12 protein-coding genes are annotated in these 13,854 nt (G+C 61.8%); 9 read left to right on the top strand and 3 right to left on the bottom strand.

Going from position 1 to position 13,854, the window contains the following annotated elements; translation table 11 throughout:
- The first annotated feature begins 179 nt into the window (after window positions 1-179).
- The 6 genes from kdpF (at window position 180) to PMI01S_RS07370 (ending at window position 8,254) form a co-directional block, all read left to right on the top strand.
- Entirely contained in the window at window positions 180-269 is a 90-nt protein-coding gene (gene kdpF, locus PMI01S_RS07395; RefSeq protein WP_007899818.1) for a K(+)-transporting ATPase subunit F, read from the top strand.
- A gap of 8 nt (window positions 270-277) precedes the next feature.
- On the top strand, window positions 278-1,972 hold the full coding sequence (gene kdpA / locus PMI01S_RS07390; RefSeq protein WP_084318824.1) for a potassium-transporting ATPase subunit KdpA: 1,695 nt from the start codon (window positions 278-280) through the stop codon (window positions 1,970-1,972).
- A 10-nt stretch (window positions 1,973-1,982) separates the two neighbouring features.
- On the top strand, window positions 1,983-4,040 hold the full coding sequence (gene kdpB, locus PMI01S_RS07385) for a potassium-transporting ATPase subunit KdpB (RefSeq protein ID WP_084318822.1): 2,058 nt from the start codon (window positions 1,983-1,985) through the stop codon (window positions 4,038-4,040).
- Between the two features lie 147 nt (window positions 4,041-4,187).
- The gene (gene kdpC, locus PMI01S_RS07380) at window positions 4,188-4,733 is read left to right on the top strand and encodes a potassium-transporting ATPase subunit KdpC (protein ID WP_084318820.1); all 546 of its coding nucleotides are present in this window, start codon (window positions 4,188-4,190) and stop codon (window positions 4,731-4,733) included.
- A 121-nt stretch (window positions 4,734-4,854) separates the two neighbouring features.
- Window positions 4,855-7,506: a DUF4118 domain-containing protein gene (locus PMI01S_RS07375; protein WP_084318818.1), complete on the top strand. Its 2,652-nt coding sequence runs from the start codon at window positions 4,855-4,857 to the stop codon at window positions 7,504-7,506.
- A gap of 49 nt (window positions 7,507-7,555) precedes the next feature.
- Window positions 7,556-8,254 (top strand): response regulator, encoded by a 699-nt coding sequence (locus PMI01S_RS07370; RefSeq protein ID WP_084318816.1) that lies wholly within the window; start codon window positions 7,556-7,558, stop codon window positions 8,252-8,254.
- A gap of 141 nt (window positions 8,255-8,395) precedes the next feature.
- Here PMI01S_RS07370 and PMI01S_RS07365 read toward each other — a convergent pair whose 3' ends face one another.
- A complete protein-coding gene (locus PMI01S_RS07365; RefSeq protein WP_084318814.1) occupies window positions 8,396-9,436 on the bottom strand; it encodes a patatin-like phospholipase family protein in 1,041 nt (346 codons plus the stop codon).
- Window positions 9,437-9,658: 222 nt separating this feature from the next.
- Between PMI01S_RS07365 and PMI01S_RS07360 the strand changes: the two genes are divergently transcribed.
- From PMI01S_RS07360 to PMI01S_RS07350, 3 genes are all read left to right on the top strand, one after another.
- The gene (locus PMI01S_RS07360; RefSeq protein WP_084318812.1) at window positions 9,659-9,937 is read left to right on the top strand and encodes a hypothetical protein; all 279 of its coding nucleotides are present in this window, start codon (window positions 9,659-9,661) and stop codon (window positions 9,935-9,937) included.
- A 42-nt stretch (window positions 9,938-9,979) separates the two neighbouring features.
- Window positions 9,980-10,747: a CHAD domain-containing protein gene (locus PMI01S_RS07355; protein ID WP_084318810.1), complete on the top strand. Its 768-nt coding sequence runs from the start codon at window positions 9,980-9,982 to the stop codon at window positions 10,745-10,747.
- A gap of 287 nt (window positions 10,748-11,034) precedes the next feature.
- Window positions 11,035-11,832 carry an acyl-CoA thioesterase gene (locus tag PMI01S_RS07350; protein WP_084318808.1) on the top strand — a complete coding sequence of 266 codons (798 nt, stop codon included), beginning with the start codon at window positions 11,035-11,037 and terminating at the stop codon, window positions 11,830-11,832.
- Here the strand turns inward: PMI01S_RS07350 and PMI01S_RS07345 are convergent, their stop codons facing one another.
- Together PMI01S_RS07345 and PMI01S_RS07340 are read right to left on the bottom strand one after the other, a co-directional pair.
- On the bottom strand, window positions 11,833-12,198 hold the full coding sequence (locus tag PMI01S_RS07345; protein ID WP_017337343.1) for an Mpo1-like protein: 366 nt from the start codon (window positions 12,196-12,198) through the stop codon (window positions 11,833-11,835). It lies immediately after the preceding gene.
- Window positions 12,199-12,366: 168 nt separating this feature from the next.
- Entirely contained in the window at window positions 12,367-13,848 is a 1,482-nt protein-coding gene (locus PMI01S_RS07340) for a methyl-accepting chemotaxis protein (protein ID WP_084318807.1), read from the bottom strand.
- Window positions 13,849-13,854 lie beyond the last annotated feature (6 nt).

Below are 13,854 nucleotides of genomic sequence, written 5' to 3'. Positions count from 1 at the left end.
ATCAGCTTGCTCGCGAAGAGGCCCGAATAAACGCCGCAAAACTCGGCTGTAACGAAGGCATAAACCCACTCTTTACGCTTTCTTTATGCACAGCCAACACCCTCGGTCTCGTTCCTTTACAGCCTTCCTTCCGACAATGACTCCACACGCGGCAATACGCCGTAACACGGAGAACTTCCATGAGCGTTCTGGACGGGGTGTCACTGCTGTTGGCAGTGGGGCTGTTCATTTATCTGTTGGTTGCGCTGTTGCGCGCGGATCGGAACTAGGAGCGGCTATGCACAGTTATGACTATTGGCTGATCCTGGCCTTCTTCGCCGTGGTGCTGATCCCGGCACCGTTTCTCGGGCGGTTCTACTACAAGGTCATGGAGGGGCAGCGCACCTGGCTGACACCGATCATAGGGCCGGTGGAGCGGGGCTGTTATCGGGTGGCCGGTGTTGATCCGCAGGCCGAACAGAGCTGGCAGAAATACACCCTGGCCTTGCTCGCCTTCAACCTTGCGGGCTTCTTGCTGTTGTTCGCGATTCTGTTGTTCCAGGACCACCTGCCGCTGAACCCGCAAAACCTGCCGGGCCAGGAGTGGACACAGGCGTTCAATACCGCCGTCAGCTTCATGACCAACACCAACTGGCAGTCCTACAGTGGCGAAGCGACCCTGAGCTACCTGAGCCAGATGGTCGGCCTTACCGTGCAGAACTTCGTCAGCGCCGCCACCGGTCTGGCCGTGTTGGTTGCGTTGTGTCGCGGCATCGGTCGCAAGTCGACCAAAACCCTGGGCAATTTCTGGGTCGACATGACCCGCGCCACCCTTTATGGCCTGCTGCCGCTGTGCCTGCTGCTGGCGCTGTATCTGGTCTGGCAGGGCGTGCCGCAAACCTTCGCGCAGTACGTGAATGCCGTGACGATGCAAGGCGTCGATCAGGTGATCCCGCTCGGCCCGGCCGCCAGCCAGATTGCGATCAAGCAATTGGGTACCAACGGTGGTGGCTTCTTCGGCGTCAACTCGGCGCATCCGTTCGAGAACCCGACGGCGTGGAGCAACCTGTTCGAGGTGGCCTCAATCATCCTGATCCCGGTTGCCCTGGTGTTCACCTTCGGCCACTACGTGAAAGACCTGCGTCAGAGTCGCGCAATCATCGCCTGCATGCTGGCGCTGTTCCTGATTGGCGGCGCGACTTCGCTGTGGGCCGAGTACCAACCGAATCCGACCCTGAACAACGTCGCCGTCGAACAGACCGCGCCACTGGAAGGCAAGGAAGCGCGCTTCGGCACCACCGCCACGGTGCTGTGGTCGGTGACCACGACAGCAGCATCCAACGGTTCGGTCAACGGCATGCATGACAGCCTCAACCCGCTCAGCGGCATGGTGGCGATGGTCAACATGATGGTCGGCGAAGTGATCTTCGGCGGCGTCGGTGCGGGCCTCTACGGCATGTTGCTCAACGTGTTGATCGCGGTGTTCCTCGCCGGCCTGATGATCGGCCGTACCCCGGAATATCTCGGCAAGAAACTGCAGGCCAGGGAAGTGCAACTGCTGGTAGTGACCTTGCTGGTGATGCCGGTCGGCGTGCTGGTGCTTGGCGCGATTGCCGCGAGCCTGCCCGGTCCGGTGGCCTCTGTGAGTAACCCGGGTGCTCACGGTTTCAGTCAGTTGCTTTATGCCTACACCTCAGCCAGTGCCAACAACGGTTCGGCGTTCGGCGGCTTCGGTGCCAACACCGCGTTCCACAACCTGATGCTCGGCCTGGGGATGTTGATCGGTCGCTTCGGCTACATCCTTCCGGTACTGGCCCTGGCCGGCAGCCTGGCCATGAAGAAAACCGCGCCGATTGGCCAGAACAGCTTCCCGACTCATGGCCCGTTGTTTGTGACGTTGCTGACCGTGACCATTTTGCTGGTGGGCGGCCTGACCTTTCTGCCGACCCTGGCGCTGGGCCCAATCGCTGAACATCTGAGCATGGGCTTCTAAGGAGTCAATGATGAATATGCCCGTAACTAAAACCGCCACCGTGAAGGCGCCGGAACAACCGAAAACTGCGATCTCGGCCCTGTGGCGCCCGGCGCTGGTGCAAGCCTTCGTCAAGCTCGACCCACGGCAATTGCAGCGTGCGCCGGTGATGCTGGTGGTCGAACTGACCGCGGTTTTGACCACTGTATTGTGCTTCATTCCTGACAGCGCCGTGCCGACCTTCGTCGCCGCGCAAATCGCGCTGTGGCTGTGGTTCACCGTGCTCTTCGCCAACTTCGCCGAAGCCTTGGCCGAAGGCCGCGGCAAGGCTCGCGCCGACAGCCTCAAGGCCGGCAGCGAAGGCTTGAGCGCTCGTCGCAAAACCAGCAACGGCGCCTTTCAAGTGGTGCCGGCCACGACGCTGCGCAAGGGCGATGTGGTGCGTGTCGAAGCCGGGGAAATGATCCCCGGTGACGGCGAGGTGATCGAAGGCATCGCGGCGGTCAACGAGGCCGCGATTACCGGTGAATCCGCGCCGGTGATCCGCGAATCCGGCGGCGACCGTTCGGCCGTCACCGGCAACACTCGCCTGGTGTCGGACTGGCTGCTGGTGCGCATCACCGCCAACCCCGGTGAGTCGACCCTGGACCGCATGATCGCGCTGGTCGAAGGCGCCAAACGCCAGAAAACCCCGAACGAAGTGGCGCTCGACATCCTGCTGATCGGCCTGACCCTGATCTTCCTGTTGGTGGTCGTCACCCTGCAACCGTTCGCCCACTTCGCCAACGGCAGCCTGCCGCTGGTGTTCCTGGTGGCGTTATTGGTCACGCTGATCCCGACCACCATCGGCGGTTTGCTCTCGGCCATTGGTATCGCCGGTATGGACCGTCTGGTGCGCCTGAACGTGATCGCCAAATCCGGTCGCGCCGTGGAAGCCGCAGGCGACGTGCATGTCCTGCTGCTGGACAAGACCGGCACCATCACCTTCGGTAACCGTCGTTGCACCGCGGTGTATGCCGCACCGGGAGTGAACGCCAGAGAGCTGGCCGAGGGCGCGCTTTTCGCTTCGCTGGCCGATGACACGGCGGAAGGTAAATCCATCGTCGAGTACCTGCGGGGCCTGCATCCGCAGCCTGAGCCGAGCACCGAGCTGTTGACCGCCGTACCGTTCAGTGCTGAAACCCGCCTGTCCGGCGTTGACTATCAGGGCCGCGTGTATCGCAAGGGCGCAGTGGATTCGTTGCTGGCGTTCGTCGGCCTGAAACGCGCCGATCTCGCACCGGCACTGTCCCGGGAAATCGACAAGATTGCCCAGAGCGGCGGCACGCCGTTGCTGGTCTGCGTCGACGGTAAATTGCTCGGTGCGATCCACCTCAAGGACGTGGTCAAACCCGGCATCCGCGAACGTTTTGCCGAGCTGCGCAAATTGGGGATTCGCACGGTCATGGTGACCGGCGACAACCCGCTGACCGCAGCCGCCATTGCGGCAGAAGCGGGCGTCGACGATGTGCTGGCCGAAGCCACACCGGAGAAAAAACTCGCGCGTATTCGTCACGAGCAGAACGATGGCCGCCTGGTCGCGATGTGCGGCGACGGTGCCAACGACGCCCCGGCCCTGGCTCAGGCAGACGTCGGCATGGCAATGAACGATGGTACGCAAGCCGCGCGCGAGGCGGCGAACATGGTCGACCTCGACAGCGATCCGACCAAGTTGCTGGACGTGGTGCAGATCGGCAAGGAATTGCTGGTGACCCGCGGTGCGCTGACGACCTTTTCCATCGCTAACGACGTGGCCAAATACTTCGCGATCCTGCCGGCGCTGTTCGCCTCGATCTACCCGCAATTGGGTGTGCTCAACGTGATGCATTTGAGCAGTCCGCAGAGTGCGATTCTCTCGGCGATCGTGTTCAACGCCTTGATCATTGTGGTGCTGATTCCACTGGCCTTGCGCGGCGTGCGGGTGCAGGCGGCGAGTGCGGCGGCGTTGCTGCGTCGCAATCTGCTGATCTATGGATTGGGCGGGATTCTGGTGCCGTTCGTGGGCATCAAGGCGATCGACATGCTGTTGACGGCGCTGCATCTGGTTTAAGCGAACACCTGTCCACTAATGTAGGAGCGAGCTTGCTCGCGATGATGGTTAACGATAACGCGCCCATTCTGTCTAAACGCGGCGCTTTCAATTTCATCGCGAGCACGCTCGCTCCTGCAGTTCTTCACTGAATTCGAGGATTTTGAAATGTCCACAATGATACGTCCGGCCCTGAGCCTGCTGGTCTTGATGACCCTGATCACCGGCGTCGCTTACCCCTTGGTGGTGACCGGTGTCGCCCAGGTTGCATTCCCTGATCAAGCCAACGGCAGCCTCGTACACGACGCCGATGGCAAGGTCCGCGGCTCTTCCCTGATTGCCCAGGATTTCACCGGTGATGCCTGGTTCCATCCACGGCCATCCGCGGGTGCTTTCGCCACGGTGTCGAGCAGCGCCAGTAACCTCTCGCCAAGTAACCCGGCCCTGGCCACTCGGGTAATCGACGACGCCAACAAACAGCGGGTGCCAGGGCAAGGGCCGGTGCCGTTGGCGCTGGTGACCACTTCTGGCAGCGGCCTCGATCCACACTTGCCTCCGGCAGCGATTGCCTATCAACTGGCACGAGTGGCAGCGGCGCGGAATCTGCCGGTGGCGACGCTTCAGAATCTGTTGGATACGCACATCGAGCAGCCGCTGGTGGGACCGCCGGTGGTGAATGTGTTGGCGCTGAATATGGCGCTGGAAAAACTGTAGATCAAAAGATCGCAGGCTTCGCCAGTTCCTACAGGGTGTACGCCAACCAATGTAGGAGCTGCCGAAGGCTGCGATCCTTTAAGGCAACACCCCAATTTAAAGTCGAACAAGGCAATGACAGATGAGTGACTCCGGCCGCGCCGACGCGCTGTTAGCAGACCTGCCCCGCGATGGCCGTGGCCGGCTCAAGGTATTCCTCGGTGCCGCGCCGGGTGTCGGCAAGACCTACGCCATGCTGCAAGCCGCCCATACCCAACTTCGTCAAGGCGTGAAACTCATCGCTGGCGTCGTCGAAACCCATGGTCGCGCCGAGACCGAGGCGCTGCTCGGCGGTTTACCGCAGCAACCCCTGGTGCGCTCGGAATACCGCGGCGTGACCCTCGAGGAAATGGACCTCGACGGCTTGCTCGCCGCCAAACCGAAACTGGTGCTGGTGGACGAACTGGCCCACAGCAATGCACCGGGCAGCCGTCACGCCAAACGCTGGCAAGACATCCAGGAACTGCTGGCCGCCGGCATTGACGTGTACACAACGGTCAACGTCCAGCACCTGGAGAGCCTCAATGATCAGGTGCGCGGTATCACCGGGGTGCAGGTCCGCGAAACCCTGCCGGACTGGGTACTGCAAGAAGCCTACGAATTGCTGTTGATCGACTTGCCCCCACGCGAGCTGCTTGAGCGTCTGCGTGACGGCAAGGTCTATGTGCCGGAGCAGGCGCGGGCGGCCATCGATGCGTACTTTTCCCAGACAAACCTCACCGCCCTGCGTGAGCTGGCGATGCAAACTGCAGCGGCTCAGGTCGATAACGACCTGGCCCAGGGTTATCGCCAGCTTGGCCAGGCAGCACCGGCGGTGCGCGGTCGTTTGCTGGTCGGCGTCGATGGCGATAGCCAGGCCGAGCGTCTGGTGCGTCACGCCAGCCGTGTTGCTCAGCGCCGGCATCTGCCGTGGAGTCTGGTGCATGTCGACAACGGCAGCGTGCGTGATGAGCAATCACGCCAGCGTCTGCAAAGTGCCCAGCAACTGGCCGAACGCCTCGGCGGTGAAGTGGTGTTGCTGCGGGCCGGTGAGGTGGCGAAAACGCTGATTCAGCACGCCACCGAACGACGCGCCAGCCTGGTACTGGTTGGTCGGTCCCGGCAGCGATTGCGCCGTCGGTTGTTCGGTGGCGGCTTGGCGGCGCGTCTGTTGCGCCATGCGCGCGGGCTGGAAATCAACGTCATCGACAGCGATCACGAACAGGACCCGCCACGACAACGCCCGGTACAGTCGCTGGTGTGGTTCGACTATGCGCTGGCGCTGGTCGCGACCGTGCTCGCCAGTGCCCTGGCCTGGGCGGTGGCGAGTGTCTTGCCGCTGCCGAACATCTCGCTGGTGTTCCTCGCCGCCGTGTTGCTGGTGGCGGTGCGCAGCAGCCTCGGCCCGGCGCTGGCCTGTGCCGCGCTGTCCTTCCTGACTTACGACTTCCTGTTCATTCCACCGACTTTTTCGTTCAGCATCCAGCGCGAAGAAGACGTGCTGACCTTGCTGTTCTTCCTGCTGATGGCGGCGCTCACCGGCAACCTCGCGGCGCGTCAGCGGCGGCAATTGCAGGCCTTGCGCGACACTCAGGAGGAAACCACCGAACTGCTCGACCTGTCGCGCAAACTGACGGCTGCCACTGACCGTCAGGCCGTGGTCAATGCCGCTGCTCATCACCTCGAAGGCTGGAGTGATCTGCAATTGTGCCTGCTCAATCGCGATGGCCAGAGCGGCTGGAAAGTCGAAGCCGGTGGCCCGCTGGAGTTTTCCGAAGCCGAACGCGCTGCCGCCGACTGGGCCTGGCAACACGATCAACCGGCGGGCGCGGGCACCGGCACGCTGCCGTTCGGGCGTTGGTGGTGGTGGCCGCTGTCCGTGGAAGACGGGCCGCTGGCGCTGCTCGGCGTCTGTGCCAGGGAGGGGCAGACCTTGAGTGGCCAGCGTCGGCGTCTGCTGACCGCGCTGAGTCAGCCGCTGGCCCAGGCCCTGGCTCGTGCGCAACTGGCCGAAGACCTGGAAGCGGCGCGGCTGCACGGGGAAACCGAGCAACTGCGCAGTGCCTTGCTGGCGTCGGTGTCCCACGATTTGCGCACGCCGCTGACGTCCATGCGCGGCAGCATTGACAGCCTGTTGGCACTGGGCGAGGCGATCCCGCTGGAGGACCGCCGCGAATTGCTCGAAGGTACACGCGATGAGGCCGAGCGCCTTGATCGCTACATTCAAAACCTGCTGGACATGACCCGCCTCGGTCACGGCGCACTGAAGCTGGCGCGGGACTGGGTGTCGCCGGCCGACATCGTGGGCAGTTCGCTCAATCGCCTGCGCGCAGTGCTGGCGCCGTTGCAGGTCAGCACTGATGTGCCACCGGAGTTGCCGTTGCTCTACGTTCACGCCGCGCTGATCGAACAGGCGCTGGTCAACGTGCTGGAAAACGCAGCGCGGTTTTCACCGGTTCATGGGCGTTTGCAATTGCGCGCCGGAGTAGATGAAAACGAGCTGTTCTTCTCGGTGAGCGATGAAGGACCGGGGATTCCCGAAGAGGAATGGGCGAAGATTTTCGACATGTTCTACACCGCCGCGCGCGGTGATCGTGGCGGGCAGGGTACGGGGCTGGGGCTGGCGATCTGTCAGGGCATGGTCGGGGCACATGGCGGGCGAATCAGCGTCGGCGACGGTATCGAAGGGCGTGGCACTTGCATCACCCTTCACTTGCCATTGCAGGAGCAGCCTGCGTTTGAAAGTGAGCGCTGACAGTGAAGCCTGATACCCTTTGGATTTTTCTATGCCACGATCAGAAACCATGAGCCAGACTGCGACCATTTTGGTCATTGACGACGAACCGCAGATCCGTAAGTTCCTGCGCATCAGCCTCGTTTCCCAAGGTTATAAAGTGCTTGAGGCCGGCACCGGCACGGAAGGTCTGGCACAGGCCGCGTTGAACAAACCGGACCTGCTGGTGCTCGACCTCGGTCTGCCGGACATGGACGGCCAGCAAGTGCTGCGCGAGTTTCGTGAATGGTCGACGGTGCCGGTGCTGGTCCTGTCGGTGCGTGCCGGCGAAGGGCAAAAAGTCGAAGCGCTGGATGGCGGTGCGAACGACTACGTGACCAAGCCGTTCGGCATTCAGGAATTTCTGGCGCGAGTGCGTGCCTTGTTGCGTCAGGCGCCGGTGGGCGAGGCGCAGCAAGCGGCGTTGGCGTTCGGTCCGTTGACGGTGGACCTGGCTTATCGCCGGGTGTTGCTCGACGGTGTCGAAGTGGCGTTGACCCGCAAGGAATACGCGGTGCTGGCGCAACTGGCGCGGCATCCGGGGCGGGTGATCACCCAGCAGCAATTGCTCAAGGATATCTGGGGGCCGACCCATACCGAGGACAGTCATTACTTGCGGATTGTGGTCGGGCATTTGCGGCAGAAACTGGTGGATGATCCGACGCAGCCGCGGTTTATCGTGACCGAGGCGGGTGTTGGGTATCGGCTTTTGAGTGAGGGTGGGGTTTAGTTTTTGTGCTGAATCGTCCGGCCCCATCGCCGGCAAGCCAGCTCCTACAGGGACCAGAGTCGTTTGCATATCTTGTGATCACCTCAAACTTTGTAGGAGCTGGCTTGCCGGCGATGAGGCCCTCACATTCACTCGAGAACTTCAGGAGTCCCGCTCATTCTCATACCGATCCAGTGTATCCCGCGCAATCTCCCGCCCCAGTGCGATCAACTCCGGCGCCTTGTAAAACTCGAAAAACCGGCACACCCGCTTCGGCACGTTGATCAGGATATCCGGCGGATAACCGGCAATCTTGTACTGCGCTAACGACGTCTGCATCACCTCGAAACTCTGGTTGATCAAATCCAGCAAGGACGCCGGCCCCACGTTGTCGATGATGAATGAGCCGGTGGCGGACTTCGGCGCGCCATCGCGTTCCGGGGCAGCCGCCGGTTGCTGGGCTTCCGGTTCGGCGGATTCGATCCACGGGTTGATCTCGGCCGCCTCTGCGATCAATGCCTCCTTTTCCAGCAGCAGCAACTTTTCCGCTTGCTTGCGCCGGAACGGCAGCTTCGAGCCTACCGAGCTCATCAGGCTGTCGAACCGGGTCTTGAACGCGGCGGGGCGCTGGATCACCGGCAGTTGATAGTGGCGCTGGTTGGTTGAGTTGAGGTTGACCGCGATGATCAGGTCGCAATGGCTCGACACCACCGGCACGATCGGCAAAGGGTTGAGGATACCGCCGTCCACCAGCATGCGATTACCCTGCATCACCGGCGTGAACAGGCTCGGGATGGCCGCCGAGGCGCGCATCGCCTGGTGCAGGCAACCTTCCTGAAACCAGATTTCCTGCTGGTTGGTCAGGTCGGTAGCCACCGCCGTGTAGGGGATGCGCAGGTCTTCGATATTGATCTCGCCGACGATCTTGCGGATCTGCCCGAAGACCTTTTCCCCGCGAATCGCGCCCAGTCGAAAGCTGACATCCACCAGACGCAACACGTCGAGGTAATCCAGGCTCTCGATCCAGTTGCGGTATTCATCCAGTTTGCCGGCGGCATAAATCCCGCCGACCACGGCGCCCATCGAACAACCGGCGATGCAGGCGATGTCGTATCCACGCCGCTCGATCTCTTCAATGACACCGATATGGGCATAGCCTCGGGCTCCACCGGAACCCAGCACCAGTGCGACACGTTTTTTCATGAATCGCCCTCGTCTGACAAGGTTCAACAATGCACCCAACGAGGGGCGTGCTTCAATCGCTAAGGTCGCTTGGCAGGGTAAACGCGTCGTTTTTTCGACACTCTATGGCGGCAGACGGTTATTCTCGCGAGCGCTATAGTTTCCGCAGCGGGGCCAAGGCACTTTTCACGCGCCAGACCGTCTTACCTGCACGACTGTTTACCTATTTTTGAGGTGTGAGTAATGAAAGCCTGGATCTGTGTGCCTTTGATAGCGCTTGCACTCGCCGGTTGTGCCGGTAAAACCGCTTACCGTGACAGCTGCGGCAGCGGGATCGATGCCGCGTGGCGGGAGCTGGACCTGGCCAAGGCCGAAGGTTTTGCCGGCACCGTCAGTTACTCCAAGGCCCTGTCATTGCTGACCGGTGCCAAGACCCAGCAGCAATTCGAAGCGTTCGAAGGCTGTACCAGGAAAGCCGAGAAGGCACGTTTCTATATTCGTGAATCACGCGCCGGCCGTTAAGGCATGATGTAGGCATCAGAAATTCAATTCAGGGAGCAAACGATGTCTGCCTTGGTTGATCGGTTGGTGGCCCATGTTCTGGGCCTGGAAGTCCGTTTGCTGGCCTGTCAGGCACGTTTGAATGCCCGCACCGACCCGGAAGCGTTGCACGATCTGCGCACCACGGTTCGCCGTTTGCGCAGTCTGCTGCGGCCGTTGCGCGGCTTGCCCGGGGTCGAGCAACTGGAAGTGGCGGCGTCCCGGGTCGGTGACCTGACCACGCCGTTGCGCGACCGCGAAGTGCTGGCGGCGTACTTGCTCGAGCACGATCAACCCGAGGCCGCGCAGCGCCGCATGGCGCAAATGGCCGAGGCCTATCCGGCGGTTGCGGCGAGCACTGAGCTGGCGCAGCTGCTGATGATTTTCGATGCCTTCCCGCGTTTTCTGCGGGCGTCCCAACGTCAGGGGTTGCTCAAGGGTTTACGCAAACGCATCGAGAAGCGTCTGGGCAAACAGTGGAAAAAACTCGATGAAGCCTTGCACGATCCTGCTCATGATCGCCATCGACTTCGCTTGCTGATCAAGCGTGTGCGTTATGGCATCGAGGCCTACCCCGAACTGGACCGTTTACCGAAACCGGCCTTGCCGAAGCTCAAATCGGCCCAGGCTGCCTTGGGTGACTGGCACGATTGCTGGCAATGGCTGGCCCGCGCCGAACAGGAAGCGGATCTGCAACCTTGTATTGCCGTGTGGAAAACCACCATGGCCAAGGCTGAAGGCCGAGCCGACCGTGTTCTCGACAAACTCAGTGCTTCCTGCTTCAAGTCCTGAGAAACAACACTAATCCAAATGTAGGTCTCGTCACCAATCGGGTGGACACCACATAACCCTGTGGGAGCGGGCTTGCCCGCGATAGCGGTCTGACAGTCGACATCAATGTTGAATGTTCTGACCTCTATCGCGGGCAAGCCCGCTCCCACAGGGTTATGAGTTGTCCGAGGAATCATGCTCAAGCCAAACGCGGCCTATCTGTCAGCCTCTTTGGCCAGAATAAGCGCTGTGCCATCTTCGCTGGCTGGTTAACATCTCTGCATTCCATATCCGCCCTTGAGGTTTTCATGCGCTTTTCCGATCTGCTCGACGCCGTCCGCAGCCAGCCGCTGGAGCTGTCTATTCCGGCCGAATGGGCACAGGGACGTGCCAGCTTCGGCGGCCTGGTCGCGGCTTTGCAATACGAAGCCATGCGCGCACGGGTGCCGGCGGATCGCCCCGTGCGCTCGTTGGCGATCACCTTTGTCGGGCCCGTAGAACCCGAAGTGCCGGTCAGTTTTGAAGTCGATGTCCTGCGCGAAGGCAAGGCGGTCAGCCAGGTGTTGGGCCGGGCGATGCAGAAGGGACAGGTGGTGACGTTGATTCAGGGCAGCTTCGGCGCCTCGCGACCGTCCGAAGTGGCGGTAACCGCCACGCCGGCCCCCGAAATGAAGCACTGGGACGATTGCCAGGAACTGCCGTATGTCAAAGGCATGACCCCGGAATTCATGCGCCACCTGGCGATGCGCTGGAGTGTCGGTGGCCTGCCGTTCAGCGGTAATAAATCCCGCGAGATGGGCGGCTGGGTGCGCTTGCGGGGTGATGTGAAGGAAGAGTCGGTCACTGAGTCGCATATTCTCGCGCTGGTCGACGCCTGGCCACCGGCGCTGTTGCCGCACCTGAAGAAGGTCGCGATGGGCAGCACGCTGACCTGGACCATCGAATTCGTCCAGCCGTTGCTCGAACTGAGCACCCTGGACTGGTGCAAATACCTCGTTGAAATCGAATATGCCGCTGACGGCTACGGTCATGCGGCCGCGAAACTGTGGAGCGCTGAGGGTCAGTTGATCGCCATGAGCCGGCAGACCGTGACGATTTTTGCCTGATCAGTGACGACGGTGGCGCTCACGCCAGGCGCGCCACCAGCCGCCGCTGAGGAAAAAGCGCGGAAAGGTCAGAAACTGCTCGACCAGCAAGCGCGACACCGCATCTTTGCGATCACTGAACGGCTCGGAGGCTTGCGCCTCCAGGCTGTGGCCGTGACGTTGCAGACCCAAGGCTGCGAGCAGGCCGATGATGCCGATCGCGAAGTTCGCAAAACTCAGGCTGAACACCCCGCACACCAACAGCAGAAAGGCCACGATGAACAGCGGCACGGCAATCAGGTGCAGCACCAGATTCGCCGGGTGCTGGTGGTTGTCCGGGTACGCGCGCCATTGCCAGGCGGGAAGGTTGGGGTGACGTTTGCCCATGATGCTGATCCTCGATCCATGTTGAACACATGATTGAAGAATAGGCGCGGCATGGGCGGGCGGCGAATCAAGGATGGCTATCGGAGTGATAGGTGTCATGGCCGAAATTGATGTGGGCCACACAGACGCCTTCGCGGGCAAGTCGGATCGCCACCCGCGAAGAGGGCTTTAGAGTTTCAATTGCCCTATGGCCTTGCTCAACTCCCCAGCCAACGCCGCCAACTCATTACTGGTCGTCGCCGAATCCACCGTCTGCTGCACGGTGTTTTCGGTCACATCGCGAATGCTCACCACCGCTCGGTTCATCTCTTCCGCCACCTGGCTCTGCTGCTCGGCCGCCACTGCGATCTGCGTGTTGCTTTCACGCATCTGCGCCACGGCGCTGGTGATTTCCACCAATGCGGCCCCGGCCTCTTGAGCCTGTTGCACGCAATCGTCGGCCTTGAACGAGCTTTCCTGCATGAAATCCACCGCGTCCCGGGTTCCGGCTTGTAACGCCGAGACCATCAGGGTGATTTCGTCGGTCGAGGTCTGCACACGTTTGGCCAGGTTGCGCACTTCATCGGCGACCACCGCAAAGCCACGGCCCATTTCCCCGGCGCGGGCCGCTTCAATCGCGGCGTTCAGCGCCAGCAGGTTGGTTTGCTCGGCGATGCTGTGAATGACATTGACCACGCCGTTTATTTTCTGACTGTCCTCGGCCAGACGCTGAATCATCTCGGCCGTCTGCTGCACACCAGTGGATAACCCGGCAATCGACTTCTGCACGCGACTGACCACTTCCTGGCCGCTGCCGGCCAGGGTGTCAGCGGATTGCGAGAGGTCGCGGGTGGCGCCGGCGTGCTGGGCGATGTGGTAGACGGTGGCGGTCATTTCGTTGATCGCCGTGGCGGCCTGGTCGGTTTCGCTTTGCTGGCCCAGCATGCCGTGACGCACCTCGTTCATGCTCGCTGCCAGGCGCGCCGCGCCGACATCCAGTTGCCGGGCGGTGCTGGCGACGGTGTTGACCACCCGCTGATAGCCGGCCTGCATGGCGTTGAACGCGCCGGCCATCTGCCCGACCTCGTCGCTGCAGGCCAGCGGTACACGGGCTGACAGGTCGCCGGTTTTCTCAACGTGAAGCATCACGTCTTTCAAGGTGTTGAGCTGGCTGAGCAGAAATCGGATCAACAGTTGCGACGCTCCGAGCATCGCCAGCATCAGAATGAACACCGCGACCGCGTAGTTGGCGAAACGCTCGCCAAACACCTGGCTCAGGCTCGGGCCATGAGCGATCACCGCCACCTGCAAGCCATCGGCGCGCGTGAACACTTCCGCGCCCATCAGCGGGTTGTCGCCGAACAGCGGCATCGAGTTGATCTCGACCCAGCCGTTGGCATCCGCCAGTTCCAGCACGGGCTGCTCGTTCAGCATCGGCGCCTGTCCGCGACTGAACGTCAGCAAGTTCTCGGCCTTGGGCAGCGCTTGCCCGGCCGGCCAGGCGTTGAGCAATCGTGCCTGCGCTTGAGCGGACGCTTGTGAGGCGTGGCTGCGGGCCTGCTGCTCGAGCTGTACGGCGTACAGCACCAACAACAGGGTCGTGACGAAGGCGACAGCGTTGACCGCCCAGAATTTATATTTCAGCGAGATGTTGCTAATCCAGGCACCCATGGAGGT

Source organism: Pseudomonas migulae NBRC 103157 (genome assembly GCF_002091715.1).
In the GTDB taxonomy this organism is placed as follows: Bacteria; Pseudomonadota; Gammaproteobacteria; order Pseudomonadales; family Pseudomonadaceae; genus Aquipseudomonas; species Aquipseudomonas migulae_A.
The sequence above is the reverse complement of the archived record's forward strand: the minus strand, read 5'-3'. Positions and strand labels throughout refer to the sequence as shown.

What these genes read in the sequence shown, in the direction of transcription:
- kdpF (WP_007899818.1), top strand. Translation starts at nt 180, where the DNA reads ATGAGCGTTCTGGACGGGGTGTCACTGCTGTTGGCAGTGGGGCTGTTC.
- kdpA (WP_084318824.1), top strand. Translation starts at nt 278, where the DNA reads ATGCACAGTTATGACTATTGGCTGATCCTGGCCTTCTTCGCCGTGGTG.
- kdpB (WP_084318822.1), top strand. Translation starts at nt 1,983, where the DNA reads ATGAATATGCCCGTAACTAAAACCGCCACCGTGAAGGCGCCGGAACAA.
- kdpC (WP_084318820.1), top strand. Translation starts at nt 4,188, where the DNA reads ATGTCCACAATGATACGTCCGGCCCTGAGCCTGCTGGTCTTGATGACC.
- PMI01S_RS07375 (WP_084318818.1), top strand. Translation starts at nt 4,855, where the DNA reads ATGAGTGACTCCGGCCGCGCCGACGCGCTGTTAGCAGACCTGCCCCGC.
- PMI01S_RS07370 (WP_084318816.1), top strand. Translation starts at nt 7,556, where the DNA reads ATGAGCCAGACTGCGACCATTTTGGTCATTGACGACGAACCGCAGATC.
- PMI01S_RS07365 (WP_084318814.1), bottom strand. Translation starts at nt 9,436, where the DNA reads ATGAAAAAACGTGTCGCACTGGTGCTGGGTTCCGGTGGAGCCCGAGGC.
- PMI01S_RS07360 (WP_084318812.1), top strand. Translation starts at nt 9,659, where the DNA reads ATGAAAGCCTGGATCTGTGTGCCTTTGATAGCGCTTGCACTCGCCGGT.
- PMI01S_RS07355 (WP_084318810.1), top strand. Translation starts at nt 9,980, where the DNA reads ATGTCTGCCTTGGTTGATCGGTTGGTGGCCCATGTTCTGGGCCTGGAA.
- PMI01S_RS07350 (WP_084318808.1), top strand. Translation starts at nt 11,035, where the DNA reads ATGCGCTTTTCCGATCTGCTCGACGCCGTCCGCAGCCAGCCGCTGGAG.
- PMI01S_RS07345 (WP_017337343.1), bottom strand. Translation starts at nt 12,198, where the DNA reads ATGGGCAAACGTCACCCCAACCTTCCCGCCTGGCAATGGCGCGCGTAC.
- PMI01S_RS07340 (WP_084318807.1), bottom strand. Translation starts at nt 13,848, where the DNA reads ATGGGTGCCTGGATTAGCAACATCTCGCTGAAATATAAATTCTGGGCG.